The sequence below is a fragment of the Sphingomonas sp. Leaf38 genome (assembly GCF_001421825.1).
Classification (GTDB): domain Bacteria; phylum Pseudomonadota; class Alphaproteobacteria; order Sphingomonadales; family Sphingomonadaceae; genus Sphingomonas.
Genome location: NZ_LMLD01000011.1, coordinates 769,209 through 792,826, shown reverse-complemented (window position 1 = coordinate 792,826; position 23,618 = coordinate 769,209). Strand labels below are relative to the sequence as shown.

Annotated in this window: 26 protein-coding genes; 14 read left to right on the top strand and 12 right to left on the bottom strand. The window is 66.4% G+C overall.

All coding sequences use genetic code 11. The features are described 5' to 3' along the window. Positions 1-113: 113 nt before the first annotated feature. Positions 114-3,269, bottom strand: a complete 3,156-nt coding sequence (locus ASE88_RS11025; protein ID WP_056478103.1) for a YdbH domain-containing protein — start codon at positions 3,267-3,269, stop codon at positions 114-116. Positions 3,270-3,354: 85 nt separating this feature from the next. Here ASE88_RS11025 and radC point away from each other — a divergent pair, with 85 nt between their 5' ends. After that, complete coding sequence (gene radC, locus ASE88_RS11020; protein ID WP_056478101.1) at positions 3,355-4,059, top strand: RadC family protein; 705 nt, start codon at positions 3,355-3,357, stop codon at positions 4,057-4,059. Between the two features lie 31 nt (positions 4,060-4,090). After that, on the top strand, positions 4,091-4,354 hold the full coding sequence (locus ASE88_RS11015; RefSeq protein WP_235527909.1) for a hypothetical protein: 264 nt from the start codon (positions 4,091-4,093) through the stop codon (positions 4,352-4,354). Positions 4,355-4,430: 76 nt separating this feature from the next. Here the strand turns inward: ASE88_RS11015 and ASE88_RS11010 are convergent, their stop codons facing one another. Further along, positions 4,431-4,880: a calcium-binding protein gene (locus ASE88_RS11010; RefSeq protein WP_056478099.1), complete on the bottom strand. Its 450-nt coding sequence runs from the start codon at positions 4,878-4,880 to the stop codon at positions 4,431-4,433. 231 nt (positions 4,881-5,111) lie between these two features. Here ASE88_RS11010 and purB point away from each other — a divergent pair, with 231 nt between their 5' ends. After that, positions 5,112-6,410 (top strand): adenylosuccinate lyase, encoded by a 1,299-nt coding sequence (gene purB / locus ASE88_RS11005; RefSeq protein WP_082466501.1) that lies wholly within the window; start codon positions 5,112-5,114, stop codon positions 6,408-6,410. A gap of 113 nt (positions 6,411-6,523) precedes the next feature. Continuing rightward, entirely contained in the window at positions 6,524-6,739 is a 216-nt protein-coding gene (locus tag ASE88_RS18915) for a hypothetical protein (RefSeq protein ID WP_156357007.1), read from the top strand. A gap of 68 nt (positions 6,740-6,807) precedes the next feature. Here the strand turns inward: ASE88_RS18915 and ASE88_RS11000 are convergent, their stop codons facing one another. The 4 genes from ASE88_RS11000 to dnaK all read right to left on the bottom strand — a co-directional run bounded on the left by ASE88_RS11000 (position 6,808) and on the right by dnaK (position 11,041). Then, the gene (locus tag ASE88_RS11000; protein ID WP_235525546.1) at positions 6,808-7,245 is read right to left on the bottom strand and encodes a TM2 domain-containing protein; all 438 of its coding nucleotides are present in this window, start codon (positions 7,243-7,245) and stop codon (positions 6,808-6,810) included. Between the two features lie 96 nt (positions 7,246-7,341). After that, entirely contained in the window at positions 7,342-7,731 is a 390-nt protein-coding gene (locus tag ASE88_RS10995; RefSeq protein ID WP_156357006.1) for a hypothetical protein, read from the bottom strand. A 112-nt stretch (positions 7,732-7,843) separates the two neighbouring features. Beyond that, positions 7,844-8,977, bottom strand: coding sequence for a molecular chaperone DnaJ (dnaJ, locus tag ASE88_RS10990; RefSeq protein ID WP_056478095.1), 1,134 nt, complete (start codon positions 8,975-8,977; stop codon positions 7,844-7,846). A 156-nt stretch (positions 8,978-9,133) separates the two neighbouring features. Further along, on the bottom strand, positions 9,134-11,041 hold the full coding sequence (gene dnaK / locus ASE88_RS10985; protein WP_056478093.1) for a molecular chaperone DnaK: 1,908 nt from the start codon (positions 11,039-11,041) through the stop codon (positions 9,134-9,136). Positions 11,042-11,208: 167 nt separating this feature from the next. Here dnaK and ASE88_RS10980 point away from each other — a divergent pair, with 167 nt between their 5' ends. Continuing rightward, positions 11,209-11,646 carry a copper chaperone PCu(A)C gene (locus ASE88_RS10980; protein WP_056478091.1) on the top strand — a complete coding sequence of 146 codons (438 nt, stop codon included), beginning with the start codon at positions 11,209-11,211 and terminating at the stop codon, positions 11,644-11,646. An 11-nt stretch (positions 11,647-11,657) separates the two neighbouring features. Continuing rightward, a complete protein-coding gene (locus ASE88_RS10975) occupies positions 11,658-12,113 on the top strand; it encodes a vgr related protein (protein ID WP_235527908.1) in 456 nt (151 codons plus the stop codon). 79 nt (positions 12,114-12,192) lie between these two features. Here ASE88_RS10975 and ASE88_RS10970 read toward each other — a convergent pair whose 3' ends face one another. From ASE88_RS10970 to hrcA, 4 genes are all read right to left on the bottom strand, one after another. Next, on the bottom strand, positions 12,193-12,432 hold the full coding sequence (locus ASE88_RS10970; protein ID WP_056478087.1) for a hypothetical protein: 240 nt from the start codon (positions 12,430-12,432) through the stop codon (positions 12,193-12,195). A gap of 107 nt (positions 12,433-12,539) precedes the next feature. Beyond that, complete coding sequence (locus tag ASE88_RS10965; protein ID WP_056479399.1) at positions 12,540-13,763, bottom strand: threonine synthase; 1,224 nt, start codon at positions 13,761-13,763, stop codon at positions 12,540-12,542. Positions 13,764-13,942: 179 nt separating this feature from the next. Further along, a complete protein-coding gene (gene grpE, locus ASE88_RS10960) occupies positions 13,943-14,482 on the bottom strand; it encodes a nucleotide exchange factor GrpE (protein WP_055873277.1) in 540 nt (179 codons plus the stop codon). Between the two features lie 25 nt (positions 14,483-14,507). Continuing rightward, positions 14,508-15,551 (bottom strand): heat-inducible transcriptional repressor HrcA, encoded by a 1,044-nt coding sequence (gene hrcA / locus ASE88_RS10955; protein ID WP_056478085.1) that lies wholly within the window; start codon positions 15,549-15,551, stop codon positions 14,508-14,510. Positions 15,552-15,891: 340 nt separating this feature from the next. On the opposite strand from hrcA, the gene rph reads away from it, so the two are divergent. Continuing rightward, positions 15,892-16,608: a ribonuclease PH gene (gene rph / locus ASE88_RS10950; protein ID WP_055873281.1), complete on the top strand. Its 717-nt coding sequence runs from the start codon at positions 15,892-15,894 to the stop codon at positions 16,606-16,608. After that, positions 16,605-17,240 (top strand): RdgB/HAM1 family non-canonical purine NTP pyrophosphatase, encoded by a 636-nt coding sequence (gene rdgB, locus ASE88_RS10945; RefSeq protein WP_056478084.1) that lies wholly within the window; start codon positions 16,605-16,607, stop codon positions 17,238-17,240. Before rph ends, rdgB begins: the two co-directional genes overlap by 4 nt. Before the next feature lie 51 nt (positions 17,241-17,291). Here the strand turns inward: rdgB and ASE88_RS10940 are convergent, their stop codons facing one another. Continuing rightward, the gene (locus ASE88_RS10940; protein WP_056478083.1) at positions 17,292-18,002 is read right to left on the bottom strand and encodes an EAL domain-containing protein; all 711 of its coding nucleotides are present in this window, start codon (positions 18,000-18,002) and stop codon (positions 17,292-17,294) included. A gap of 159 nt (positions 18,003-18,161) precedes the next feature. Then, positions 18,162-18,719, bottom strand: a complete 558-nt coding sequence (locus tag ASE88_RS10935; protein ID WP_055873290.1) for a CAP domain-containing protein — start codon at positions 18,717-18,719, stop codon at positions 18,162-18,164. A gap of 43 nt (positions 18,720-18,762) precedes the next feature. Between ASE88_RS10935 and hemW the strand changes: the two genes are divergently transcribed. From hemW to ASE88_RS10905, 6 genes are all read left to right on the top strand, one after another. Continuing rightward, entirely contained in the window at positions 18,763-19,935 is a 1,173-nt protein-coding gene (gene hemW / locus ASE88_RS10930) for a radical SAM family heme chaperone HemW (protein ID WP_056478081.1), read from the top strand. A gap of 105 nt (positions 19,936-20,040) precedes the next feature. Beyond that, positions 20,041-20,766 carry a peptidylprolyl isomerase gene (locus ASE88_RS10925; protein ID WP_055873297.1) on the top strand — a complete coding sequence of 242 codons (726 nt, stop codon included), beginning with the start codon at positions 20,041-20,043 and terminating at the stop codon, positions 20,764-20,766. 7 nt (positions 20,767-20,773) lie between these two features. After that, a complete protein-coding gene (gene queA, locus ASE88_RS10920; protein ID WP_055873298.1) occupies positions 20,774-21,799 on the top strand; it encodes a tRNA preQ1(34) S-adenosylmethionine ribosyltransferase-isomerase QueA in 1,026 nt (341 codons plus the stop codon). 8 nt (positions 21,800-21,807) lie between these two features. Next, positions 21,808-22,263, top strand: coding sequence for a calcium-binding protein (locus ASE88_RS10915; protein WP_056479396.1), 456 nt, complete (start codon positions 21,808-21,810; stop codon positions 22,261-22,263). A gap of 4 nt (positions 22,264-22,267) precedes the next feature. After that, a complete protein-coding gene (tgt, locus tag ASE88_RS10910) occupies positions 22,268-23,416 on the top strand; it encodes a tRNA guanosine(34) transglycosylase Tgt (RefSeq protein ID WP_082466499.1) in 1,149 nt (382 codons plus the stop codon). Beyond that, the gene (locus ASE88_RS10905; protein ID WP_056478078.1) at positions 23,413-23,610 is read left to right on the top strand and encodes a hypothetical protein; all 198 of its coding nucleotides are present in this window, start codon (positions 23,413-23,415) and stop codon (positions 23,608-23,610) included. Before tgt ends, ASE88_RS10905 begins: the two co-directional genes overlap by 4 nt. The last annotated feature ends 8 nt before the right edge of the window (positions 23,611-23,618 follow it).

The following is a 23,618-nucleotide window of genomic DNA, read 5'->3' as shown; positions in this document are numbered from 1 at the left end:
CGACACGTTGATGCAGCCTGGCAAGGCGGCAGCGGTCGTCACCACGAAAGCGATCGTCCTCGTCATCCTGCGCAAGATCGGCCTTTGCTCCAGCTTCTTCAATCCTGTTTCGGTCATGGCACAATACTGCTTTCCGGGGCCTGAATGGTGGGGAGTTTGGGAGGAGGCGGCGCGGCTTGCTGCTGCAGCAACGCGGGCAGGTTGCGCTGGATCAACCGCTTCGGATCGTAGAAGCTCTGCGCCGAATCGAGCAGCCCACGGAACGGCGCCTTGATGCGGATATTGAACACGAACGGCAGCTTTTGCAGGCGGCGAACGATGAAGTTCGATTTCGCGCCCTCGCCCTGGCTGATCCCAGCGAAGCGCACGTCGGTGACCATCTCGCCGGCGAGCGGGCCATTCATGCCGACTCGCAGTGACTGGTAGCGCAGCGACTTGAGCGCCTGAAACGCGATGTTCGCCCAGATGCCGAGATCTTTCTGGCTCAGGTCGCCGACATAGGCGAGCGTCCCGCCGCCCGGCCGCACGCGCAGGTCGCCGCCCTCGATCCGGCCGCCGGTCTCGTCGAAGATCATTGGCAGCACGCCGTCGAAAATCCCGGTCGCGTCGAGATTCTTGAAATCGAACTGCTGGAGGAATTGGTCGGCGGCCATGTTGGCGACGTGGAACGTCATCCGCCGCTCGGACGCCGCGGAGAAATCGAGCAGCGTCGGGTCGAGCGTCAGCGATCCGCCCGCAAACGGCCATGCGCCGCCCTCGACCTGGACGCGCGCACCGGGCAGCGTCTGGTAGCGGATCGTGCCGTCGGTGACGGGGATGCCGGGGTTGAGCGTGCGGATCGTCGCCACCTGCCCCGGCGCGCTCTGCAGATTGAGCAGGTCGGTGAAACGGATCTCGGTCGCGATGCCCGTCACCGGGCCGAACGCGGCGGCGAGGTCGGTGCCAGCGGTGCGGAACACGCCATTGCTCGTCACGCCATCGGGGTTCCAGGCGATATGCCCCTCGCCGCTCACCGAGCCGTTGACGTCGGCGATCACGCCGAAGGTCAGCGGGGTGAGCGTATCGGGTTGCAGCCTGTCCTTGGCGAACGCAATTCCGGGGACGATGAGGTCGGCCTTGCCCGCCCCTGCCCCGAGCGCGTGGGCGAGCGTGACATCGGCGACCTTGGTGTTCGTCGTCGGCTCGATTAGCGTGCCCGCGGCGGTGATGCTGCCGTTGACCAGCGCGAGCGTCACGGTGCGCGCGGCGAGCGGCTTGAACCGCGGGGTCGGTGCGGCATCGGACACGCCCATCGCGCCGGTGAGATTGAGCGCGCCGCCGACCAGCGTCCAATCGCCGGCCGCATCGCCGAGCAGCAGCGGCACGTTGGCGATCTGCCCCGCGCCGCCGGTGAACGCGCCCGCCAGCCCCTGCGCGGTCATGCGACCGGTGACGGTGCCGAAATCGAGTCGCGTGACTCGCTCGGGCGCACCGATCCGCGTCTGCACGCGCTCGACCGCAAACCCGCGATCGGCGAGCCACACGGTCGCTCCGGCGGTCGCGAGCGTGATCGGGGTGGTGCCGAGCCGTCCGGTCAGGCGTGCCGCTGCGATCCGGGCGCCGCCGCCGATCCGCGTGCCCTTCACCTGCAGCAGCGCGCCGTCGACCGGGCACAAAGTCAATCGCGACGGGTCGAGCACCAGCCCGGATAGCGCAAACCGCTGCACCGCCAGGGGCGTGCAACCGGTGTTGACGACCAGTCGCCCGCGACCGTCCCACAGCGCGGCGACCGGCATCGCCAGGCCATCGACCCGGTTGGCGGATCCGCCGCCGCCGATCGGCCCAGAAAGCGTCACGCGCGTCGCGATCGACGTCGCGCCACCCGGCGTCGCGCTGAAGGTGACGGGGGTCAGCGCCAGACGCGCGGCCCCCGCCGCATAAGGTGCGATGGTGGCCACGCCGCGGATCGCCGCGCCGGGTTTCGCCTGCGCGAGCGACACGCGCGCCTCGGGCAGGCCGCCGCCGCGCATCGCGAGGGTCGTGTCGAGCCGCACACCGCCATTCGGCCAGGTTAGCGCGACCCCGCTCCCGCCGCCGAGCGCCACGCGCGCACCACTGGCAGACGCGAGCGCCAGACGCGACAGCAAAACCTTGCCGCGTCCGCCCTCGATCTTCATGCGCACGTCGGCATCCGCCGCAAACCCGCGACCTGCCTTCTGAATCGCTTGCGCTGCGGCGGCCGCCAGTGGTGCAACCGGCGTACCCGCGGCCGCGCCACCGATCCCCGTCAGTCCGGCGAGTCGTTTTTGCGCCACGGCGGCGCCGCTCGCCTGGACGCGCCCGTCGAAGGCGATCTGCTCGCCGATCCGGTATGCGCCAGCGACCGAAACGCGTCGCGCGCCGCCTTCGAGGGTGCGAACGGTTTTCGCAGCAATGTCCACTTTCCCTGCGCTCGCCGCCGCACTTCCCGTGAAGGCGATCGTGCCGCTCGTGCCCGCCAAGGTGCCGCCCGGCGTCCGTGCCGCGCCCGTCGTGAGCGTGGCCTTGCCCTGCCAGAGATCGAGCGCGGCGGAGAAGCCGACGTCGAGGTCTGCCACCAGCCGGTCGACTCGCGTCGTGCCACAGGCGAGCCGCGACACGCGCACCGGCCCCGTGACGGTTGGTTTGACGGCGTCGATCCGCAGCTTGACGGTCGCCGCGAGCCTGTCGATTGCGCACCCACCGATATCGAGCCGCTCGCTGATCGCCGCGAGCGTGCCGCGAAACCCGTCGTCGAGCTTGCCCGACCCGACCAGCTTCAGCCCGACGATCCCGTGCGGAGTCTCGAGTCGCATCCGCCCATCGGCGACCGAAACATCAAGGGCGGGCAGCGCAAATGGCTTGCCCGACGACGCCGGCAGCAATTTGTCGATCGCACCGAGCGAGACTTTGCCGTCAACCAGCCGGCCGCGCAGCCGCACCTTCCCCGCGCGCACACCCTTCAGATACGGCCCCGACAAGCCGACGCCCGTCCGTGTCTCGACCCAGTCGGCGACGAGATCGGGATGCGCCGGATCGCCGATCACGACATTGGTCAACCGCTGGCCGCCCAGCGCCAGGTCGGCGATGGCGTAGCGCGCCGGCACGCCGGCCTTGGCGAGTTCGCGGTCGATGAATCCTTCGGCGATCGGTTTGCGCACCAGCCAGAGCACGATCAGCCCCGCGAGCAGAAGCAGTGCGACCACCAGCGCGACGCGGCGGGCAGTCGCAGGACGGCGAGGGTTGGCCCCTGTCTCGCTCGTCTCGCTCACCCACGCACTCCGCTACAGTCGAAGCCCTGCATAGGCGGGTGCAGGGGCGTCATGCAATTGCGCAGCGATGTGCTAGCATCGCGCCATGGCCGAACCGGACGACGACGCCGCTGCCCTGGGGAATGATCTGAAGGGTCATCGCGGACGCTTGCGCAAACGCCTGTTCGACGGCGGTGGCGATGCGTTGCTCGACCACGAACTTATCGAATATCTGCTCGCGATCGCGATTCCGCGTGGCGATACCAAGGCGCTCGCCAAGGCGCTGATGCGCGAGTTCGGCGGGATCGGCGGGGTGCTCACCGCGGATGCCGAGGCGCTCGGCCGCGTGAAGGGGATGGGCGAGATCTCGACCGCGGCGATCAAGATCGCGCACGCAGCCGCGATCCGCCTGCTGCAATCGCAGGTCAGCGACCGCCCGGTGCTCGCTAACTGGCAGGCGCTGCTCGACTATCTCCGCGCGGACATGGCGCACCACGCGATCGAGCGCTTCCGCGTGCTCCACCTCAACACCAAGAACATGCTGATCCGCGACGAGGTGATGAGCAAGGGCTCGATCGACCAGGCCGCGGTGTATGTCCGCGAGGTCATCCGCCGGGCGATCGATCTCGGCTCGGCGTCGATCATCCTCGTCCACAATCATCCGAGCGGGGACCCCTCCCCGAGCCGCGCGGATATCGAGATCACGCGGACGATCGCCGAGGCCGGCAAGCGACTGGGCATCACCGTCCACGACCATATTGTGATGGGCACCGGCGGCCATGTCAGCCTGCGCGCGCAAGGGTTGATCTAAGCAAATCAGGTATCGGTCTACATTCCTGAAAGTGCTGCGTCGTTTTGCCCGCATCTACGTTGTCACACTGAAGGAATTGCATTTGGACAACAAGTTACACGACGAGCCCTCGACCGTGACCGCGGAACATGGGCAGGTTCTGGTCGACGGACCGGACGGGGTCGCGGTGTCGCTGACGCCCGACGCGGCGGTCGAGACGTCTGATCGATTGCTCGAGGCCGCTGTCGAGGCGCGGGGTCAGGATTTGGCCGCGACAGGCGCGGAGAAGGAGCGGGCGGCGCGCAAGCCGGGCTGACGCGCTGCCTTGCACGCGGACGGAGGCAGACCGACTTGGTCGGGCGTTCACGACCCTACCGGCCTTGCGATACGCGTTAGCCTTGCGTCAGAAAGCGCGTGACTTCGGTCTTCGTGAGCGACTTGTTCTTGTCCGCGTCCGCTTGAGCGAAGGCGGCCGAGACCCATTTCTTCGTCCCCGGCGCGTCGGGGCTGGTCGACGGATCGGTCTTGCTCTTCAGCGCGACCATCCAGCCGCCGAATTCAACCGCGCTGAGTTTGCCGTCACCATTCTTGTCGTAGGTCGGAAACTCGGTGTCGACGACCTGCGCGACCTGGCTGCCCGTGGCGGGTTGTTCGCGCGCAGTGGACTGCATCGGCACCGCATCGGTCGTTGGACCTTGCGGCGACGCCATCGCGCCGGACGGATTGGCTTGGCCAGTAGCAGCGCCGGCCGGTGCTGAAGTCTGCGGCGCCGTCGCGGTCGCCTGCGCCAATACGGGTGCAGCAACCAGTGCCGCGCCGGCTAGCATAGCATATTTTAACATTGCGTCTCTCCGGTGGTGTTCTACGCATGTACTGAGCCGCTTGGCGATCGAGCATGGCATATACTCGCCGCCGCGAACTGCTCATTCTTTCTATACGCGCTGCCATGCCGGATTCATACGCGAGGCGGGGTATTTGAACCTTGTCCTGCGTCCTGCTACCGCGTTTCGCGCGCAAACGCGGGCAATATGGCACGCGACACGCCTTACCCTTCACGCTCCCGAGGAAACCCGATGGTCCCCCGCTATTCCCGCCCCGACATGGTCGCGATCTGGACGCCCGAAGCGCGCTTCAAGATCTGGTTCGAGATCGAGGCGCACGCCACCGACGCGCTCGCCGAACTGGGCGTCGTGCCGAAAGAGGCCGCCGCGGCGATCTGGGAAAAGGGCGCGTTCGAGGTCGGCCGGATCGACGAGATCGAGCGCGAGACCAAGCATGACGTCATCGCCTTCCTGACCAACGTCGCCGAGCATGTCGGCCCCGAAGCGCGCTTCATGCATCAGGGCATGACCTCGTCGGACGTGCTCGACACCTGTCTCGCGGTGCAGCTGGCGAAGGCGAGCGACATCCTGATCGCCGATCTCGATGCGCTGCTGGTGGTGCTCGAACGCCGCGCGCGCGAGCACAAGATGACGCCGACGATCGGTCGCAGTCACGGCATCCACGCCGAGCCGGTGACGTTCGGGCTGAAGCTCGCGCAGGCGCATGCCGAATTCGCGCGCAACCGCGCGCGGCTGATCGCGGCACGCGACGACGTCGCGACCTGCGCGATCTCGGGCGCGGTCGGCACGTTCGCCAACATCGATCCATTCGTCGAAGAGTATGTCGCGGGCAAGCTCGGCCTCACGATCGAACCCGTCTCGACTCAGGTCATCCCACGTGATCGTCACGCGATGTTCTTCGCGACGCTCGGCGTGATCGCCAGCTCGATCGAGCGGCTCGCGACCGAAGTGCGTCATCTGCAGCGTACCGAAGTGCTCGAGGCGGAAGAGTATTTCTCGCCCGGCCAGAAGGGGTCGTCAGCGATGCCGCACAAGCGCAACCCGGTGCTGACCGAGAACCTCACAGGCCTCGCGCGGATGGTGCGCGGTTATGTCACACCCGCGCTGGAGAATGTCGCGCTGTGGCATGAGCGCGACATCTCGCACTCGTCGGTCGAGCGCTATATCGGGCCGGACGCGACGATCACGCTCGACTTCGCGCTCGTGCGGCTGACCGGGGTGATGGACAAGCTGGTCGTGTACCCCGAGCGGATGCTGAAGAATCTCAACAAGATGGGCGGGCTGGTCCATTCGCAGCGCGTGCTGCTCGCGCTGACGCAGGCCGGCGTGAGCCGCGAGGACGCGTATCGGCTGGTGCAGCGCAACGCGATGAAGGTATGGGACTCGGACGGCGCACTGTCGCTGCTCGACCTGCTGAAGGCCGATCCGGACGTGACGCTGTCGGATGCCGAACTCGAGGACAAGTTCGATCTCGGCTATCACTTGAAGCACGTCGACACGATCTTCGCACGGGTGTTCGGCGCGGCCTGAGGGCGCGCCGGTAGCGCCCGCCCGTCATCCTGACGAACGTCAGGACCCAGAGCCAAGCAGGGCAGCACGCGGTACTCTGGGTCCTGACTTTCGTCAGGATGACGGGTTGCGGCGTGTCTGCCGCCACGACCACGCAAAGTGCGCGTAACGCAATTGCGATTACGTGTTACAAAATTGCGACACCGCGCAACTATGACCATATCCCGGTTGCCGGATATTGTTCCGGCATCGGAGACCTACCTATGCGCATGTTCGAAACCGTGACCAGCACCATGCTGGCGATCGCGGCTCAAGCGCTGGTGGTCGGGGTGGTCATCACCGCCCTCTGATCCATCGGCCCGCCCGCCCCCTCCCGAGGGGGCGCGGCTAGGCCGGGCGGTTCGCGGCCCGCGAGCGGCTATCGCCTGCGTGGATAGCGTGCGGCGAATTCCTCGTCGGACATCATCAGATACCGGATCATGTCGATCAGCGCCCAAGGCGCACTGATGACAAGTCCGATCACGGTCACGGTTAGCACCAGCATGACGATTCCCGAGCCCGTCCGGCCAAGGTAGAAGCGGTGGATACCGAGCGTGCCGATCACGAACGCCATCACTGCAGCGACGTATTTGTTGCGGTCGTTGGCCGGCGCGGCGATGGCCGCAGGTGGCCCCGCGCGACGCGGGCCCGGCGCGGTAGGCACCGGGAAAACACTAAGCGCACGATCGTTGGCGGTGTCGAAATCGACCTCGATCCCGATCGCCGGCTCGCCCCGATCCGCCCAGTCGCCCGGCACGAACCGATAGCGTTGTCCGTCCTGCCCTGCGACGATCCCTTCGCCGGTGCGGGGGTCCACCCCTAAAACCTGTCCGCGCATATCAATCCTCGATGTTCGCCCGGCAGTTTGACGGCTGCTTCGGATCAGGCAAGTCCGTTCTCGGACTGCTAGACCTCAAGCGACGAATGCGACACCCCGCCAATGTCTGTCGTCGTCATTGTCCCCGACGATCGGCCGGGTCCTCCGCGATCGGGTTGCGCGTTTGCGAGCCTTTGCCGCCGGGTGTCGGGCGACGACACCCAGATAGCGCGCCATGCCGCGAACGCGTAGACCTGCGGCGGCGGCTGCCAGCGCCATGACGATGTCGAGATAGGCCGACATCTCGAAGGTCGTGATCCAGATCGCGATGTCGGGGGCAGCAAGGGTCAGAACCCGGATGCCGTCGCCTTCGCCAACAAGGGTGACCACCGCCGCGGCTGTCATCATCAGGACGATCACCGCCGCGTCCCCTCTGGTAAAGCGCGACAACCGCATCGCCGGCGCGTCGACCAGCATCCGATGCATCGCTTTGCCGATCGGCGTTTGGGACGCGCCGGCCATGATCAGCCAACAAGCTATCGCGGTGAACAGACATGCCAGCATTGCGCCCCCCTATGGTTCAGTATCGCCGTCCCGCTTATTCGGCCGCGAACACGCCCTTGAGCTTGGCGAAGAAGCCCTGGCTCGCCGGGCATTCGTCGCCCGTTTCGGTCTCGCGGAACATCTCGAGCAATTCCTTCTGCCGGTTGCTGAGCCGCGTCGGCGTTTCGACATCGATCTGGACGACGAGATCGCCATGTCCGCGGCCCTGCAGCACGGGCATGCCGGCACCGCGCTGACGAAGCTGCTTGCCCGACTGGATCCCGGCGGGGATTTTGATCTCGTGCGTGCGGCCGTCGAGACCGGGGATCGACAGCGATCCGCCGAGCGACGCGACCGTGAAGCTGATCGGCGCACGCGCAAACAGCGTCGTGCCTTCGCGCTCGAACAGCGCGTGCTTCGTCACATGCAGGAAGATATACAGGTCACCGGACGGCGCGCCGCGGGCACCCGCCTCGCCTTCGCCCGTCATGCGGATGCGCGTGCCTTCGTCGACACCCGGGGGGACGTTGATCGATAGCGTTTTGGTCTTATCGACGCGACCTTCACCGCGGCAGTCGGGGCACGGGTCGGCGATGACCTGGCCGGCACCGTTACAGACCGGGCATGCGCGCTCGACCACGAAGAAGCCCTGCTGTGCACGAACCTTGCCGTGACCGCCGCAATGCTGGCAGGTCTTTGCGCGCGTGCCAGCCTTGGCGCCCGAGCCATCGCAGGTGTCGCAGAGCGCGGAGACGTCGATCGTGATCTCGGTCGTCTTGCCGTGGAAGGCTTCCTCCAGGCTGACTTCCATGTCGTAGCGCAGGTCCGCACCGCGGCGTGCCGCCGAGCGGCCACCGCCGCGCTGTGCGCCCCCCATGAATTCGCCGAAGACGCTCTCGAAGATATCGCTGAAGCCGCCGAAATCCTGCGCGCCGCCGCCGTGACCGCCGCCGCCGCCGTTCTGGAACGCGGCATGGCCGAAGCGATCATAGGCGGCGCGCTTCTGCGGGTCCTTGAGGCAGTCATACGCCTCGCTGACCGCCTTGAACTGCGCTTCGCTATCCTTGCAGCCGGCATTCTTGTCCGGGTGATATTTCATCGCGAGCTTGCGGTAGGACGACTTGATCGTCCCCGCATCCGCGGTCCGCTCGATCTCGAGCAGTTCGTAATAGTCTGTCTGGGTACTCATACTTCGCCCCCCCGGCCCCGCCCGTCATGCCAGCGGAAGCTGGCATCTCGTTCCACGGGAGCGGACCCCTGCGGAAGGAAACCCCAGCTTCCAGGCACCCATCGAAGTAATACTTCGATGGGACCATCGCTGGGGTGACGGTGGGCGGTCATGGTTTTACGCCTTCGGGTTGTCGTCGACTTCCGAGAATTCGGCGTCGACGACGTCGTCGTCCTTCTTCGCCGCATCGCCATCGGCCGACGGCGAGGCGTCCGCCTGGGCCTGCTTCTCGTAGATCGCTTGGCCGAGCTTCATCGCGACCTGGGCGAGCGCGGTGCTCTTCTCGGTCATCGCATCCGCATCGCCGCTCTCGACCGCGGCCTTGGTCGCGTCGATCGCGGCCTGGATCTCGGTCTTGAGCGCGTCGTCGACCTTGTCGCCGTTATCGGCGAGCTGGCGCTCCGTGGTGTGCACCAGCGACTCGGCGTTGTTCTTCGCCTCGGCACCCGCACGACGCTTCTTGTCCTCCTCGGCGAAGGTCTCGGCATCGCGGACCATCTGGTCGATGTCGCTGTCCGAAAGACCACCCGACGCCTGAATGCGGATCTGCTGCTCCTTGCCGGTGCCCTTGTCCTTTGCCGAGACGCTGACGAGGCCGTTCGCATCGATGTCGAACGTGACCTCGATCTGCGGCACGCCGCGCGGTGCGGGCGGGATGCCGACGAGATCGAAATTGCCGAGCATCTTGTTGTCGGCCGCCATCTCACGCTCGCCCTGGAACACGCGGATCGTCACCGCGCCCTGGTTGTCGTCGGCGGTCGAATAGGTCTGCGACTTCTTGGTCGGGATCGTCGTGTTGCGATCGATCATCCGGGTGAACACGCCACCCAGCGTCTCGATGCCGAGCGACAGCGGCGTCACGTCGAGCAGCAGAACGTCCTTGACGTCGCCCTGCAGCACGCCGGCCTGGATCGCGGCGCCCATGGCCACGACCTCGTCCGGGTTGACGCCGGTGTGCGGCTCCTTGCCGAAGAACTGCTTCACGACTTCACGCACGCGCGGCATGCGCGTCATGCCGCCGACGAGCACGACTTCCGAAATGTCCTCGGGCTTCAGGCCGCCGTCTGCGAGCGCCTTGCGGCACGGCTCGAGCGTACGCTTTACCAGGTCCTCGACCATCCGCTCCAGATCGGCGCGCGTGATCGACTTCACCAGATGCTTTGGACCGTTCTGGTCCGCGGTGATGAAGGGCAGGTTGACCTCGGTCGACTGCGCCGAGCTTAGCTCGATCTTCGCCTTCTCGGCCGCTTCCTTCAGACGCTGCAACGCCAGCTTGTCCTTGGCGAGGTCGATGCCCTCCGCCTTCTTGAACTCGTCGGCGAGGTACTGGACGATCTTGTTGTCGAAATCTTCACCGCCGAGGAAGGTGTCGCCGTTGGTGGCCTTCACCTCGAACACGCCGTCACCGATCTCGAGGACCGAGATGTCGAACGTGCCGCCGCCGAGATCGTAGACCGCGATCGTCTTGCCGTCCTGCTTGTCCAGGCCGTAGGCCAGCGCCGCCGCGGTCGGCTCATTGATGATGCGCAGCACTTCGAGGCCGGCGATCTGGCCGGCGTCCTTGGTCGCCTGGCGCTGCGCGTCGTTGAAGTACGCCGGCACGGTGATGACCGCCTGCGTGACCGTCTCGCCGAGATACGACTCCGCGGTTTCCTTCATCTTCTGCAGCGTGAACGCCGAGATCTGCGACGGCGAATATTCCTTGCCGCCGGCCGAGACCCACGCGTCGCCGTTCGGCCCGCGCGAAATCTTGTACGGGACCAGCTCGGTGTCCTTCTTGGTGATCGGATCGTCGAAACGACGGCCGATCAGGCGCTTCACCGCGAAGATGGTGTTGTCGCCGTTCGTCACGGCCTGCCGCTTGGCGGGCTGGCCGACCAGCCGCTCACCATCCTTGGCGAACGCGACGATCGACGGCGTGGTGCGCGCGCCCTCGGAATTCTCGATGACCTTGGGCTTGCCGCCTTCCATGACGGAAACGCAGCTGTTGGTCGTGCCGAGATCGATACCGATTACTTTAGCCATGAGTTCTGATTAGCCCCTCACTTGAAACGAAATATGAAATCGGTTCCGCCCCGTTACGGGAGTGGAACCTTTCTGATGATGGGCGCGATATAGGTGGCCTCGCGCTTGCCGCAAGATTGTACCGGTCATAGGATGCACAAGAGGCAGGGGCCGGAGAAAAGTAACCTATGCGTATCGTTTTCGGACTGGGTGTCGCCGCGATGGCACTGGCGTCATGCGCGCTGCCCAAGGAGCTGTCGGTGGACGGCGCCTGGGTGCGGCTCGGCGCGGTGACGGGACGACCGGCGGCGGCGTATTTCACGGTGCATGGCGGGCCGACCCCCGCGACGCTGATCTCGGTGACGACCGATGTCGCGATCAAGTCCGAAATGCACGAGACGATGGCGAAGAACGGCGTGACGTCGATGACTCCGCTCGCCCGCGTGGAGATTCCCGCGAAGACCGACGTCGCGTTCGCGCCGGGCGCGCGGCACGTGATGCTGTTCAATATGAACCCCGGGATCAAGCCAGCCGATCGCGTGATGCTGACGTTCGCGTTTGCGGACGGGACGCGGATCCTGAACAATGCGACCGTGGTCGCGGCGGGGACCCCGGTAGGGAAGTGACCCGGGGAGACTTGAGGCGCGCACTGACCGCGGGGGAAACAGCACTCGCCGCATCGGTGTTTGGAAACGCGATTGACTATTCGCAGGTGACTTTGTCCCGGCGCAAATGGGCGTTCTTCCAGCCGCGCGATACGGTGATGGCGCCGCGCGGCTGCATCCACTTCCACCCCAAAGGCGATCTGTGGTGCGATGACTTCGCGCAGGCCCATCTGACGTTGCAGGGGCTGTTCGTCCACGAAATGACGCATGTCTGGCAGCACCAGCGCGGCGTGTTCCTGCCGCTCGCACGGCATCCGTGGTGCCGGTACGACTACGCGTTCCGGCCGGGGGTCGCGCTGCACCGTTATGGAATCGAGCAGCAGGGCGAGATCGTGCGGCACGCGTTCCTGCTGCGCGCCGGAGCGACCGTGGCGGGCGCGCCGCCGCTCGCGCAGTATGAGAGCGTGCTGCCGTTCACGTCATCCTGACGAACGTCAGGACCCAGAGCGACAAATGGCACGCTTGGTTACTCTGGGTCCTGACTTTCGTCAGGATGACGGATGTGGGTTACATCCAGCTGCGACCATCCGGACCGCCACAGCCATAAGGCGGCAATTGCCCCGGGAACCGCGCCTGCATCTTGTGGCAGCCCCAGCTGCGCATCGGCCCCGGCGCGTAGCCATTCAGCGCGATGCCGACCTCGTCATACGGGCTCGAGCCCTGCGCGACGTACATATACCAGCGCCCGCCGAACATGACCGCTGCGGCGATGAGGACCACGCACACGACCTGAATAATTTTCTGCATTGAAGACCCCTTTTGTAAAGAAGGGCGCCCCGTTGAAGACAACATGGATCAATTTCAACCATGGATTGGGTAGATCGTGACCTACCCGATCCGCGTGGGTCCGCGGCTTACAGCGCGTCGAAATCGATAGGTTGTGTTCTATCAAGCGCTTGCGGTGCCTCAGGCATCGGATATTTCAGCCCGGTGGCGCAATTGAAAAGAACGACCTTGTCGTCCTCGTCGACCAGACCCGTGTTCAGCGCCTGATGGTACGCCGCCAGCGTCGCGCCGCCTTCGGGGCAGAGCAGCAGGCCGTCCTGCTTCGCCGCGGCGTCAACCGCCTTGAGGATCGCCGGATCACCGACCGCCATCGCCTGCCCGCCGCTCTCGCGCACCGCGCGCAGGATCAGGAAGTCGCCGACCGCCTTGGGTACGCGAATGCCCGCCGCGACGGTGCTCGCGTCCTCCCAGCGCTCGGCATGCTCCTCGCCCGCCTCGAACGCGCGGACGATCGGCGCGCAACCGCTGGCCTGCACCGCGAACATCTTGGGGCGCTCGGCGCCGATCCAGCCGAGCTGTTCCAGTTCATCGAACGCCTTCCACATCCCGATCAGGCCGGTACCGCCGCCGGTCGGGTAAAAGATTGCCTGCGGCAGCTGCCAGCCGAACTGCGCTGCGAGTTCGAGCCCCATCGTCTTCTTGCCCTCGATTCGATAGGGCTCCTTGAGCGTCGAGAAGTCGAACCAGCGGCCTTCGGCGGCGCCCTTGCCGACGATCGCGCCGCAATCGTCGATCAGCCCGTTGACGCGCCAGACGCGCGCGCCCTGCATCGCGATCTCGCGGACGTTGATCTCGGGGGTGTCGTCGGGACAGAACACGATCGTCTCGATCCCGCAGCGCGTCGCATAGGCGGCCAGCGCCGCGCCGGCGTTGCCGTTGGTCGGCATCGCGATCTTGGTGACGCCGAGTTCCTTTGCCATGGCGACGGCCATGACGAGGCCCCGCGCCTTAAAGCTGCCGGTCGGGAGGCGGCCTTCGTCCTTGACCAGCACGTTGGGGCCGCCGGACTTTGTCAGCGGCACCAGCGGGGTCTCGATCTCGCCGAGGCTGACGATGTTGGCGGTCTGCCGCACGGGAAGCAGTTCGCGCCACCGCCACAGATCCGTCGGCCGCGCTTCTATCGTGTCGCGCGAAATCACCGAACGCACCGCGTCGAGGTCGTAGCGGACGAGCAGCGGCCGCCCGGCGCGTGACAGGCCGTGAAGCTGGTCCGGCTCGTACCGCTCCCCGGTGATCGAGCATTCGAGATGCGAGACGAAGGTCTGGCGATCGGTGGTGAGGTTCTGGTTCATATGCATCTCTCAAATCCTCCCCTGCAAGGGGAGGGGGACCAGCGCAGCTGGTGGAGGGGGCTCACCCCGAACGTCACGCTCGACGGAGGCGCTCCCGGCCGCAGAGCTTACGCGGGAGGAGAGCCCCCTCCACCCCCGCGCAAGCGCGCGGCGGTCCCCCTCCCCGTTCCGGGGAGGATTTATCCCGCCTTGGCGACGCCGACCATCGCGGGCCGCAGCAGGCGGTCCTTGATCATGTAGCCGACCTGCATCTCCTGGACGATTGTCCCCGCAGGCTGGTCGCTCGGGATTTCCATCATCGCCTGATGCTTGTTCGGGTCGAGCATCTGGCCCTCCGATACGATCTTGGTGATGCCGTGGCGCTGGAACACGCTGTCGAGTTCGCGACCGGTCGCCTCGAGCCCGGTGACGAGCCCCTTCATCTTCTCGTCCGCACGCAGGTCCGCCGGGATCGCCGACAGGCCGCGCGCGAGGTTATCGGCAACCGACAGCACATCGCGCGCGAACGCGGTCGCGGCATAGGCACGCGCGTCCTGCGCTTCCTTCTCGGCGCGGCGGCGGACGTTCTGGATTTCGGCCTGTGCGTACAGGACGTTCTGCTTGGCGTCCGCCAGCTGGTTCTCGAGCTCGGCTACTCGGTCGTTCGTCGCGACTTCGGGTGCGTCTTCGGCGGTTTCTTCGCGCAGGTCGGCAGGGGCGTTCTGGTCGGTCTCGGACATGGTTTTCCCTATAAGTTGGGCCGGCTCAACCCATCAACCGGGCGAGCGTTGCGGCCGTGAAATCCACCATGGGCACGACGCGCGCATAGTTCAACCGCGTGGGGCCGATCACGCCCACCACGCCGACCACCCGGCCGTCCAATCCACGGAACGGCCGCGCGATCACCGAAGAGCCTGACAACGCGAACAATTTCGTCTCCGCCCCGATGAAAATCCGCGTCGAATCGCCCGCGCGCGCGCTGTCCAAAAGTGAAGCGACTTCCTGCTTGCCTTCCAGATCGTCGAGCAGGTCGCGGACCCGATCGAGATCAGCCGCCGCCGCCGCATCGATCAGCCGCCCCTGCCCGCGCACGATCAGCACCGGACGGCGGTTCGCATCCTCGCTCCACACCGCGATTCCCTGCTCGACCAGCGTCCGCGCCGCGCCGTCGAGCGCCGCCTGCCCGTCCGCCAGCTCGCGCTCGATCCGGCTGCGCGCCTCGGCCAGCGTCAACCCGCCGAGCGTCGCCGACATGTAATTGCCCGCCTCGACCAGCGCGGACGGCGTCATGCCAAGCGGCATCGCGATCACGCGGTTCTCGACCGAGCCGTCCTCGCTGACCAGCACCGCCAGCGCCTGCTCCGGCGACAGCGTCACGAACGCGATCTGGCGCAGCTTCAGCTCGCGCTTGGGCACCATCACCAGCCCCGCGCACGCCGACAGCCCCGACAGCGCGAGCGTGGTGGCGGCGAGCGCCTCCTCGACCGGACCGCCGGTACCCGCGCGCGCTTCGATCGTCTGGCGCTCCTCGAACGAGGGCTCCATCGCCTGCATCATGCCGTCGACGAACAGACGAAGCCCAAGATCGGTCGGCATCCGGCCTGCGCTGGTATGCGGACTGGCGAGCAGCCCCAGCCCCTCGAGTTCGCCCATCACGCCGCGAATCGAGGCGGGCGAGAGGCTCAAGCCCGTCAGCTGCGCGATCGTCTTCGAGCCCACCGGCGTCCCGCTGGCGAGATAGCTGTCGACGACCGCGCGAAAAATATCACGCGCGCGGTCGGTCAGTTCGGTGACGGGAGGCGTGGCCATCGGCCTGATCTAGGGCGGATCCGGCGTCGTACAAAGGGGAATGCACCCTCTCCAACCGTCATCCTGACGAAAGTCAGGACCCTGAGCCACACAGCACGCCGTTCGGTTACCCTGGGTCCTGACTTTCGTCAGGATGACGGCGGTAGTTTGGCTGGCGAGCCGCCGGACGAAAGGCTAGGCAGCGCTTATTGCCCACCACCCGTTCGTCCTGAGTAGGGACTGAGCGAAGCCGAAGGCCCGTATCGAAGGATTGCCCCCAGCGGGCCAGTCCTTCGATACGCCGCTTCGACTTCGCTCAGCAGCTACTCAGGACGAACGGAAAGATTTTAGGATACCGACCATGCGCCCATCCGGCCGCGCCCCAGACCAGATGCGTCAGATCACGATCGAGCCGCGCTTCACCAAGCATGCCGAAGGCTCCGTGCTGATCGGCTTTGGCGACACCAAGGTGCTCGTCACCGCCAGCGTCGAGGAAAAGGTGCCGCCGTTCATGCGCGGCAAGGGCGAAGGCTGGGTGACGGCGGAATACGGCATGCTCCCGCGCGCGACCAACACGCGCAACAACCGCGAAGCCGCCAAGGGCAAGCAGTCGGGCCGCACGCAGGAAATCCAGCGGCTGATCGGCCGTTCGCTGCGCGCGGTCGTCGACCTGAAGCTGCTCGGCGAGCGCCAGATCGTGATCGACTGCGACGTGATCCAGGCCGATGGCGGCACGCGCACCGCGTCGATCTCGGGCGGCTGGGTCGCGCTGCGGCTCGCGATCGACGGTTTGCTCGCGAGCGGCAAGCTGACCGCCGACCCGCTGACGCAGAAGGTCGCCGCGATCAGCTGCGGCATCTACCAGGGTAACCCGGTTCTCGACCTCGACTACATCGAGGATTCGGGCGCGGATGCGGACGCGAACTTCGTGCTGCTCGAAAACGGCAACATCGCCGAGGCACAGGCGACCGCCGAGGGCGCGACCTATGACGAAGAAGCGCTGCTTCGCCTGCTACGTCTCGCACGAATCGGTTGCACAGACATCTTCGCCGCGCAGGCAAAGGCGGTCGCCAAGTGAGCGCTGAGGGGAAGGAGCCGCAGGCGATCCGCAAGCTCCAGCCGGGCAAGCTGGTCATCGCCAGCCACAACAAGGGCAAGGTCCGCGAGATTGCGGCGCTTTTGGAAGGACGAGGGCTCGAAGTCGTCTCCGCCGCCGAACTCGACCTGCCGGAGCCCGTCGAGACGGGCACGACCTTCTTCGCGAACGCCGAACTGAAGGCGCGCTCGGCAGCCGACCTGTCGGGTTATCCTGCGCTGGCGGACGATAGCGGGCTGTGCGTCGATGCGCTGGGCGGCGATCCGGGCGTCTACACCGCCGATTGGGCGGAGACGCCGACCGGTCGCGACTGGATGATGGCGATGCGGAAGGTCGAGGACGCGGTCGTTGCAAAGGGTCCGGACGTCACGCGCGGCGCGCATTTCGTGAGCGTGCTCGCGCTGGCGTGGCCAGATGGCCATGTCGAATGGTTCGAAGGGCGCGCGGAGGGGACGCTCGTCTGGCCACCCCGCGGGAACGTCGGGTTCGGCTATGATCCGGTGTTCGTGCCGCTCGGCTACGACCAGACCTATGCCGAACTGCCGCACGAGACCAAGAACGCGATCAGCCACCGCAACGAGGCGTTCAAGCTGCTCGAAGCCGCGGTGTTCTGAGCGGCCGGCGGCGGGGACCATACCGCCGCCGACTACCTCGACGAGGCGCGTTCAAACCGCCAGCTTTTGCCGCGCCGGCCAGTACACGACGGGCAGCGCCTCGAACGCCGGTTTGGCCAGCAGATACCCCTGGATATACCGTACGCCGAGAGCGCGGAGAGCGTCGTATTCGCCGAGCGTCTCGACCCCCTCGGCGATCACTGTGATCCCCAGCGCAGTACACATCCGCAGCATCCCCTCGACGATCATCCGCCGCGGCAAGCTGGTGTCGATGTCGCGGATCAGCTCCATGTCGAGCTTGATGATGTCGGGCTGGAACCGCGCGAGCAGGTTCAATCCTGCATGCCCCGCGCCGAAATCGTCGAGCGCGGTCCCGAACCCCATCTTCTGATACGTCGCGATGATGTTCGCGACGTGCGCCGGATCGAGCATCTCCTCGTTCTCGGTAAACTCGAAGATCAGGCGATCGGTCGGCAACCCCACCGCGCCCGCGGTCTTCAGCGTCAACTGGATGCACGCGGCCGGCGAGTAGACCGCGTTCGGCAGAAAATTGATCGATAGCCGTGCGGCCGTATCAAGCAGCCCGGCCTTCACCGATGCCTCGATCGCGCGCACCCGGCATTGCTGGTCGAACGCGTAGAGGTTGTCCGCATCGACCTGCCTCAGCACGCTGGCCGCCGACTGCCCCTCGGGGCCGCGCACCAGCGCCTCGTAGGCGAAGACAGTCTCGGTCTCGACATCGACGATCGGCTGGAACGCCATCGAGAAAGCAAACGACAGGCCGGCACCGTCGCGGCATCCGACACATCCGCCGACACGCGGTATGGCGGGCTGATTGGGTAGTGGTATCATTAACGCAAGTTAGCTGACGACCGCTTAAGAAAGTCCCACCGGAACCGCCTGCATCGGAATATCCGAAAATTAATAAGCGCGCTCGCCGAATACGTTGCCGGGCGGCGAATAACGGCACACCAGATAATCGTCGGTCTTGTTGCTCGCCATCGCGCAGCCGACCTGGGTCGAGCCGCGCCAGACGATCTGCGTGTAATGGGCAACGTCCTCGAACTTGCCGGTCCGGCTGAACCCGGGGGTCGGCTGGTTGATGAAATCACGCTGCTCGGCGACCCAGTGGCCCATCATCTCGGAATAGGCATAGGCATAGCGCGTGCCGGTCCACAGGTTCTCGCCTTCGCGCGTCATCCCCTGTGGTTGCGGGGCGTGCGCGAACTTGCGGGTGCGTGCCATCTCCTCGGCATAGCCACGCGCGGTGGTCGCCAGCGTGTCGCTCCACGTCAGCGCCCCCACACCGACCGCAGCGCGCGCGGCATTGTGGCCGTCGAGCATCGCGGTCTTGAGCAGGCTCGCACCACGTGGTGCCGGGTCCTGCGTCTCGCGACGCTCGACGACTCGCACCGGCCCCTGCGCGCAGCCCGCCAGCAACAACGCCCCGATGATCGCCAAACCCATCCGTGCCGTCATTGCGCTTCCTTCGGCCGCTCCTTGCGACCATAGGCGCGAGATAATGCCCGTCTTCGAAACACCAAGCCCTCGCGCTGATTCCTCGGACGATCTCGCGCTCTACGTCCACTGGCCGTTTTGCGTGTCGAAATGCCCGTATTGCGACTTCAACAGCCATGTACGCGAAGACGTCGATCAGGCGGCTTGGCGGGAGGCGCTGCTGACCGACCTCGCGCATGAGGCGCGAGTGCTGCCCGGGCGGAAGTTGCAGTCGATCTTCTTTGGTGGTGGCACGCCCTCACTGATGCCGCCCTCGACCGTCGCCGCCGTTCTGGGCGCGGCGGAGAAGGCGTGGGGATTCGCGGACGGGATCGAGATCACGCTCGAGGCGAATCCGTCCTCGGTAGAGGCCGCGCGGTTCGCCGATCTGGCACGCGCCGGCGTGAACCGCGTTTCGCTCGGGCTGCAGTCGCTCGACGATACGGCGCTGAAATTTCTAGGCCGCGCGCATGACGTGAACGAGGGGCAAGCCGCGCTCGCGACCGCGCAAAGTGTCTTCCCCCGCGTCAGTTTCGACCTGATCTATGCGCTTCCCGGCCAACGCCTCGACGACTGGCGCGCGGAACTGGCGCGCGCGCTGAGCCTGGGAACGGAACATCTTTCGCTCTATCAGCTGACGATCGAAGCCAGCACCCGGTTCGCGACCGAGGCGCTGGCGGGGCGGATCGTAATCCCCGACGGCGACTCGGCCGCCGACCTGTTCGAGGCGACGCGAGCCGATACCGCCGCCGCGGGACTCCCCGCGTACGAGACGTCCAACCATGCGCGGCCGGGGTCGGAGAGCCGCCACAATCTCGCTTACTGGCGGTATCAGGAATATGCCGGGATCGGGCCGGGCGCGCATGGCCGACGCGGCGGGCTGGCGACGGTGCGACGGAAAAAACCAGAGAATTGGCTAGCGGCGATCGCGCGCAACGGACACGGCATGGAGGTCGAGGATCCGCTGACACCATCGACACGGGCTACCGAAGCGCTGTTGATGGGTTTGCGGCTGACGGAAGGGGTCGATCTCGATCGGATCACGGCACTCAACGATGGCATCATGCCGGTAGATATCGCTGCGGTGGCCAGGCTTGAGGCCCTTGGCCTGATCGCGCATACCCCCGGTCGATTGCGGGTCACCGACGCAGGCGCATTGCTGCTCGACGCGATCCTGCCCGAGATCGTCACCGCCTGACGTGGCGGCGTTCGAGACGCCGTCACGTTCAGATTGGCGCAAGCGGGGATTTGCTCTAAGTGGCGGCAGCCTGGTTGCGCCGGGCCTCTTGCGAGTGGGAATTTGATGCGCTTTTTCGCCGGTATGTTCGCGTTGCTCGGGTGCCTCGTCACGGTGCCCGCGGTGGCCGCGCAGAAGAATGATGTCGCGGCCCCCGCCGTTCGCCTCACCCCGCCACTGACGACGGATACGCAGAACCTGTTGCTGCTCGATCTGTCGACCGGCGGGCGCGTGACGATCTGGCTGCGCCCCGACGTCGCGCCGCTGATGGTCGAGCGGATCAAGACTCTCACCCGCCAGCATTTCTATGACGGGCTCGCGTTTCACCGCGTGATCGACGGGTTCATGGCGCAGGGCGGCGATCCGAAGGGCGACGGTACCGGTGGCTCGACGCTGCCCGACGTGAAGGCCGAGTTCAATTACCTGCCGCACGTCCGCGGTGCGGTGTCGGCGGCGCGCTCGGACAAGGAGGACAGCGCGAACAGCCAGTTCTTCATCGTGTTCCAGCCTCGCCTGAGCCTCGACAAGAAGTACACCGTGTTCGGGCGCGTGCTCGACGGCATGCAGTATGTCGACGCGATCGAGCGCGGCGAGCCGCCTGCGAACCCGTCGCGGATCGTCCATGCGTATATCGCCGCGGACAATCCTCCGGCGTACATGGCTGGGCCGCCCGCCCCGGCACTTGGCGCACCGGTAACCTTGCCGGGGACCGGTTCAGGGACTGACGTTGCCAAGCCCAAGCTTGCGCCGGCCCGCAAGGCGCCAGCGAAGAAGGCGCCTGCCAAGAAGTGAGATTCCGTTGAACGTCGACCTTTTCGACTTCGACCTGCCGGCCGACAACATCGCGCTCCGCCCTGCGGTGCCGCGCGATGCTGCGCGGATGCTGGTACTCGAAGGTGACGCCACGCGCGATGCGGGCGTGTCCGATCTGCCGTCGCTGCTGCGGCGCGGCGACATGCTCGTGTTCAACGATACGCGCGTGATCCCGGCGCAACTCGACGGGCGGCGCGGCGATGCGAAGATCGGCGCGACGCTGCACAAGCGCGAGGGGCCGCGGCGGTGGCGCGCGTTCATCCGCAATGCGCGGCGGCTGCGCGACGGCGACGTCATCGACTTCGGCAACGGCGTCAGCGCGGCCGCGGTCGATCGCGAAGACGACGGCAGCTACGCGCTGGTATTCGCGGGCGACGAGCCGGTCGAGCTGTTGCTGGAGCGCGCGGGTCACATGCCCCTGCCCCCGTATATCGCCGGCAAACGTCCGACCGATGACCGCGATGCGGACGATTACCAGACGATGTTCGCGTCCGAGCCGGGCGCGGTCGCGGCACCGACCGCGGCGCTGCATTTCACGCCGGCGTTGATGGCGTCACTGGAGGCTGCGGGGATTGGTCATGCGACGCTGACGCTGCACGTTGGCGCGGGAACGTTTCTGCCCGTCAAGGCGACCGATACGACCGAGCACCGGATGCACGCGGAGTGGGGCCGGATCGATGCCGCGACCGCGGATCGGCTCAACGCCGTACGGGCGGCGGGCGGGCGCGTGATCGCAATCGGGACGACGTCGCTGCGGTTGATCGAGAGTGCGACCGGCGAAGACGACGTCATTCGGCCGTTCGACGGCGACACCGCGATTTTCATCACGCCGGGATACCGGTTCCGCGGGATCGACGGACTGATGACAAACTTCCACTTGCCGCGCTCGACGCTGTTCATGCTGGTGTCGGCGCTCATGGGGCGCGAGCGGATGCAGGCGGCGTATGCGCATGCGATCGCGGAGAAGTATCGCTTCTACAGCTATGGCGACGCCTCGCTTCTGCTGCCATGACGGGCGGCATGCTGCTCGCCCTCGCTCTGCTCCAGGCCATCGTCGCCGCGTCGCCGCCCGCCGGCACGCCACAGCCACCCGCGACGATCTTCGCAGAGCCCGCCGCGCTATTCATTGCCGCGTGCGACGCGAACGGCGATGGGCGGGTTACGCAGGCCGAACTGACTGCAGGCGTCGCGCGGAGCTATGCGACCGCCGAGGGCGCCGCGACTGGATCGATCGGGTACATCGCCTATGCCGACTGGGCGCAGGTGTGGCTGGGCGATCGCAACGCGTTGCCGAGCCCGTTCGAGGTCGATCGCGACGGCGACAACCGCATAACGCTGGCCGAATTGCAAGCACGGTTCGTGCAGTTCTTCACGCGGTTCGACCGTCAAAAGGACGGCGCGCTGACTCGCGCCGACCTCATCACCATTCGCGGCGCGCCGATCGGCGATCGCTACGGCATCCGCAAGAAAAACTGAGATCATGACCCGCCCTCGTTTCGACTTCACCATCGCCGCCACCGACGGCAAGGCGCGCACCGGCGTCATCGCGATGCAGCGCGGCGACATCCGCACGCCGGCGTTCATGCCGGTCGGCACCGCGGCGACGGTCAAGGGGATGAAGCCCGCCGACGTCGTCGGGGCGGGCGCGGACATCATCCTCGGCAACACCTATCACCTGATGCTGCGGCCGGGCGCCGAGCGCGTCGCTCGGCTGGGCGGGCTGCACGCGTTTTCGGGCTGGTCGAAGCCGATCCTGACCGATTCCGGCGGCTATCAGGTCATGAGTCTCGCCGATCTGACCAAGCGCTCCGAGGAAGGCGTATCGTTCAAGTCGCATCTCGACGGGACGCGGCATCTGCTGAGCCCCGAGCGGTCGATCGAGATCCAGCGGCTGCTCGGCTCGAACATCGTCATGGCGTTCGACGAACTGGTGCCGACGACCTCGACGCGCGAGGTGCAGGCCGCGGCGATGGAGCGATCGATGCGTTGGGCGAAGCGGTCTCGCGCGGCGTTCGACGCGGGCGAGGCGCATGCCGAGAACAACGCGATCTTCGGAATCCAGCAGGGCGCCCTGAACGAAGGTTTCCGGAAGTCATCGGCGGATGCGCTGATCGATATCGGCTTTGACGGCTATGCGGTCGGTGGGCTCGCGGTCGGCGAAGGCCAAGAGGCGATGTTCGGCTGCCTCGACTTCGCGCCGGACCAGTTGCCGGTCGACAAGCCACGGTATCTCATGGGGGTCGGCAAGCCGGACGACATTGTCGGCGCGGTCGAGCGCGGGATCGACATGTTCGATTGCGTGATGCCCACGCGGTCCGGCAGAACCGGCCAAGCCTTTACCCGCACCGGGCCGATCAACATCCGCAACGCGAAGTTCGCCGAGGATACCGGGCCGCTCGATCCCGTATGCCCCTGCCCGGTCTGCGCGACCTGGAGCCGGGCATATCTGCATCACCTCGTCCGCTCGGGTGAAATGCTTGGCGCGATGCTGATGACCGAGCATAACATCTGGTTCTACGAAACGCTGATGGCGGACCTGCGGGCGGCGATCGCCGCGGGGACGCTGACGCAGTTCGCGAATGAATTCCGGGCGGTGTATGCTCGGAAGAGTGAAGGAGAGCCCAAATGACCATCAAGATCGACAGCGACACCCCCAACGAGATCCTCGCCGCAGCGAAGGAAGCCAAGCAGCAGGCCGAGGCGGTCGCCAAGGCGGCGGCCGAGAAGTCGAAGAGCTGGCCGCTCGCGAAGATCGGCCTGGGCGTCGGCATCGGCTCGGCGGCGATCGCGGGCGCCGTGCTGTTCGCCAACCGCAACAAGTAAGGACCTTT

Bases quoted from the DNA above. Each gene is read 5' to 3' on its own strand.
- ASE88_RS10995 (WP_156357006.1), bottom strand. From the start codon at position 7,731: ATGCATCGGATGCTGGTCGACGCGCCGGCGATGCGGTTGTCGCGCTTT.
- rph (WP_055873281.1), top strand. From the start codon at position 15,892: ATGCGCCCATCCGGCCGCGCCCCAGACCAGATGCGTCAGATCACGATC.
- ASE88_RS10935 (WP_055873290.1), bottom strand. From the start codon at position 18,719: ATGACGGCACGGATGGGTTTGGCGATCATCGGGGCGTTGTTGCTGGCG.
- ASE88_RS10940 (WP_056478083.1), bottom strand. From the start codon at position 18,002: ATGGCGTTCCAGCCGATCGTCGATGTCGAGACCGAGACTGTCTTCGCC.
- ASE88_RS10980 (WP_056478091.1), top strand. From the start codon at position 11,209: ATGCGTATCGTTTTCGGACTGGGTGTCGCCGCGATGGCACTGGCGTCA.
- purB (WP_082466501.1), top strand. From the start codon at position 5,112: ATGGTCCCCCGCTATTCCCGCCCCGACATGGTCGCGATCTGGACGCCC.
- ASE88_RS10970 (WP_056478087.1), bottom strand. From the start codon at position 12,432: ATGCAGAAAATTATTCAGGTCGTGTGCGTGGTCCTCATCGCCGCAGCG.
- ASE88_RS10965 (WP_056479399.1), bottom strand. From the start codon at position 13,763: ATGAACCAGAACCTCACCACCGATCGCCAGACCTTCGTCTCGCATCTC.
- grpE (WP_055873277.1), bottom strand. From the start codon at position 14,482: ATGTCCGAGACCGACCAGAACGCCCCTGCCGACCTGCGCGAAGAAACC.
- dnaJ (WP_056478095.1), bottom strand. From the start codon at position 8,977: ATGAGTACCCAGACAGACTATTACGAACTGCTCGAGATCGAGCGGACC.
- tgt (WP_082466499.1), top strand. From the start codon at position 22,268: ATGACCCGCCCTCGTTTCGACTTCACCATCGCCGCCACCGACGGCAAG.
- dnaK (WP_056478093.1), bottom strand. From the start codon at position 11,041: ATGGCTAAAGTAATCGGTATCGATCTCGGCACGACCAACAGCTGCGTT.
- ASE88_RS10905 (WP_056478078.1), top strand. From the start codon at position 23,413: ATGACCATCAAGATCGACAGCGACACCCCCAACGAGATCCTCGCCGCA.
- hrcA (WP_056478085.1), bottom strand. From the start codon at position 15,551: ATGGCCACGCCTCCCGTCACCGAACTGACCGACCGCGCGCGTGATATT.
- ASE88_RS10915 (WP_056479396.1), top strand. From the start codon at position 21,808: ATGCTGCTCGCCCTCGCTCTGCTCCAGGCCATCGTCGCCGCGTCGCCG.
- ASE88_RS11010 (WP_056478099.1), bottom strand. From the start codon at position 4,880: ATGTTAAAATATGCTATGCTAGCCGGCGCGGCACTGGTTGCTGCACCC.
- hemW (WP_056478081.1), top strand. From the start codon at position 18,763: ATGCCCGTCTTCGAAACACCAAGCCCTCGCGCTGATTCCTCGGACGAT.
- radC (WP_056478101.1), top strand. From the start codon at position 3,355: ATGGCCGAACCGGACGACGACGCCGCTGCCCTGGGGAATGATCTGAAG.
- ASE88_RS10925 (WP_055873297.1), top strand. From the start codon at position 20,041: ATGCGCTTTTTCGCCGGTATGTTCGCGTTGCTCGGGTGCCTCGTCACG.